Annotated in this window: 4 protein-coding genes; all 4 read left to right on the top strand. The window is 38.0% G+C overall.

Annotated elements, in window-relative coordinates:
* Positions 1-861 (top strand): universal stress protein (locus ACESK1_RS12705; RefSeq protein ID WP_372920551.1); only part of this gene is annotated, 861 nt, incomplete at its 5' end.
* A gap of 18 nt (positions 862-879) precedes the next feature.
* Entirely contained in the window at positions 880-1,731 is an 852-nt protein-coding gene (locus tag ACESK1_RS12700; protein WP_372920550.1) for a universal stress protein, read from the top strand.
* Between the two features lie 2 nt (positions 1,732-1,733).
* Complete coding sequence (locus ACESK1_RS12695; protein WP_372920549.1) at positions 1,734-2,603, top strand: universal stress protein; 870 nt, start codon at positions 1,734-1,736, stop codon at positions 2,601-2,603.
* Positions 2,604-2,635: 32 nt separating this feature from the next.
* Positions 2,636-3,318, top strand: a 683-nt coding sequence (locus tag ACESK1_RS12690) for a restriction endonuclease (protein WP_372920548.1), incomplete at its 3' end; no start/stop codon positions are given.

Genomic DNA, 3,318 nt, shown 5'->3' with positions numbered 1-3,318 from the left:
GAAAAGATGAGAAAAATAGTATTTCCAACCGATTTTTCAGAAAATGCTTTTAATGCGCTTGAATACGCAGTAGAACTTCTGAAATATGAAACCTGCGAATTTTTTCTCATGCACGCATATGCCGATGAGGTTTATAATGATGAAACCAATCTGAGCCGAAGCCTAATGGATGAGCTTAAAGAGAAAGTGCGAAATCATGCAGAAGATAAATTGGAAGAAACATTAACCAAAATCCGGGAAATTGCACCTAACCCTAAACATACTTATCACAAAATAGCCTCCTTTGGGGCTCTGGTAGACGAAGTTAATGACCTGGTAGACATGGAGAATGCCGATCTATGTATCATGGGTACCCGGGGAAAGACCAATGACCGCAATTTAGGTTTTGGCACAAACACTTTGTTGGTAATGAAATATGTACAATGCCCTGTACTTGGAATTCCAGCAGGTTACAAATACAATACCCCGGAAAAGATACTTCTACCTACAAACTTTCTGGTTCCTTACCAAAAACGGGAATTAAAACTTGTTAGTGAAATAGCGCGGGTCTTTGGTGCAGAGATATATTCCTTATATATTTCTAAATACCCGGTAGAGTCTTTCAGGCAAAAGGATAATCAGAAATTTCTCAAAGAGCAATTTCAAAATATAAAATTTCAGACCCACCAGATAGACGGCCTGGATAAAATAACCACCATTATGGATTTTATTGAAAAACACAAGATAGATATCCTGGTAATGGTGAACTCCAGGCATAGTGAACTGGAAAATATCCTTTTTGAAGGAACTATAGATAAGATTAGTCTCAATCCAAAAATTCCACTAATGGTTCTGCAGAATTTCAATAGGGAAAGTGTTTAACACCTAAAGTCTAATACAATGAAAAAAATTTTAATGCCCACTGATTTTTCTACAAACTCGATAAACGCTCTTCAATATGCCGTGAGTTTGTTCAGGGATGAAGAATGCACCTTCTACCTGTTAAACACCTATACCCCGGTTCTTTATGATACCGAATATATTCTTTACAGCACCACCCAACCCGGGTTGGAAGAAATATACCGGGATAACTCTGAAAAAGGACTGCAAAAGGTAAAAAGACGCATCACTTCTAAAGATAAAAACCCCAAACATAAATTTGAATCGATCTCAGCCTTCAATCTTCTTATCGAAGAAATTAAAGATCAGGTGAAAGAAAAGGATATCGATCTTGTGGTTATGGGAACCCAGGGTGCTACGGGAGCACAGGAGGTCTTAATGGGTACCAATACCGTACAGGCCATTAAGAAAGTGAGATGTCCTTTGTTAGCTATTCCTTCGGAATATGAATTTACAACTCCGGACAATATTCTCTTTCCAACAGATTATGAACTGGATTACAGCAACGAGAAACTTCAGCTTTTAAAAGACATTATTAGGAGCTACGATTCAAAATTGAATATCCTCCATGTACTCGACAAAAAAGAACTATCTCCAGAAAAAGAAAAGAACAAAAAATTGTTGGCTACTCAAATGGATAAGGTGAAGCACCAGTTTTACAGTATTGAAAAAAAGGCACTTACTGAAGCTATTTATGATTTTCAGAATGAGCATCCTACAGATATGCTGGTGATGATAAATAATAAACATTCTTTTTTCGAGAACCTGCTTTTCAGACCGGTTATCAATAAAATTGGGTTCCATATCAAAGTTCCTTTTCTGGTAATTCCTTCGGGAAAATATTCCTCTTAGCCATGAAAAATGTACTCGTCCCAACCGATTTTTCCAGGAATGCCTGGAAAGCCCTGGAGTATAGTCTCCATTTATTTGAAAAAGATGTTTGCACCTTTTATCTTTTAAATGTCTTTCAGGCCGATTATTTTACTACCAGCAGCTTAATGGTTCCAGAACCTGGCGAACCTGCTTATGATCTTGCCCATGAACAGTCTATGGAAGGTCTTGAAAAGCTGGTAGACGGCTTAAGCCTCATGAATGAAAACCCAAACCACGATTTCAAGATAATTTCTATGTATAATAGCGTCACCGAAGGTATTCGGCGCGCTATAGAAAAATATAGCATCAATCTCGTCGTAATGGGCACGAAAGGTTCAGGAGATCCCGAAAACCGTATTTTTGGAAGTAATACCATCCACGTTTCAGATAATTGTACCATCAGTCCTGTATTAATCGTACCGGAAAATGCTCTCTTTGTACCCGAAATTAAAAAAGAGGTAGTTTTGGCAACTAATTTCCGTTATAAATGTTCTCAGGCGGGAGTAAATTATGTAAACGAGATTGCCAATAGGTTTTCTGCGGCGATAAGAATACTCTATATCCAGGAACATGATAATTTGGATGAAGAACAGGAAACCAATAAGGAACACCTTCAGGAGTTGCTGGGCAATATTTCCCACAGCTTTCATACGCTAACGAATATTTCGGTAACCAAAGGTATCATTACATTCATTGAAAGCCGTGGCAGCCAGTTACTAATTCTGAATCGCGAAAAACCGGGCTTTTTTAAACGAATTTTCTCCAGGTCAATACTTCACGAGATCACTAAAAAACCACAGGTACCCATTTTAGTGCTTCCCGAAACAAGATATTTACCACGCCTGTTTTAATTTTTGTAACATATACCTGGATTCCGGAAACTATGGATATTTCAGATTTAAAAATAAAAAAAGCCTCCGGGCAACAAGTTAATTTTTCTGAAAAGAAAGTTGCCGCTTCCCTTGCCCGCGCAGGAGCAAGCAAGGAAATTATAGAAAAGATCCTTTCCAGGCTCAAACAGGAACTGTATATGGGAATTACCACGAAGGAACTGTATAACCGCGCTTTCCGCTTATTAAAAAATAAGGACCATCTACTGGCTTCCCGGTATAAACTTAAAAAAGCTATTTATGAACTTGGTCCTACAGGATTCCCTTTTGAGAAATTTGTAGGCGCTGTATTTCGCAACAGCGGATATTATGTAGAAGTAGGAGATATTTTTCAAGGTGCCTGCGTAACCCATGAAGTTGATGTTATCGCAACAAAGGCTAAAGAAACCTTATTAATGGAGTGTAAATTTCACGGCGAACCGGGTAAAAGCTGTAATATAAAAGTACCGCTGTATATTCATTCCAGATTTCGTGATATTGAAAACTTCAACAAGAGCAAAAAGGAAAATCCATTTATATTCTCTGAAGGATGGGTGGTCACCAATACAAGATTTACTAAGGACGCCATTATGTATTCTAAATGTGTAGACTTAAAACTCCTTAGTTGGGACTATCCAAAGGGAAAGGCCTTGAAAGACTTAATAGATCATACCGGCTTATACCCTATTACCGTCTC

It is taken from the genome of Salegentibacter sp. (assembly GCF_041642575.1).
Taxonomy (GTDB): Bacteria; Bacteroidota; Bacteroidia; order Flavobacteriales; family Flavobacteriaceae; genus Salegentibacter.
This window is presented reverse-complemented; position numbering and strand designations above follow the sequence as displayed.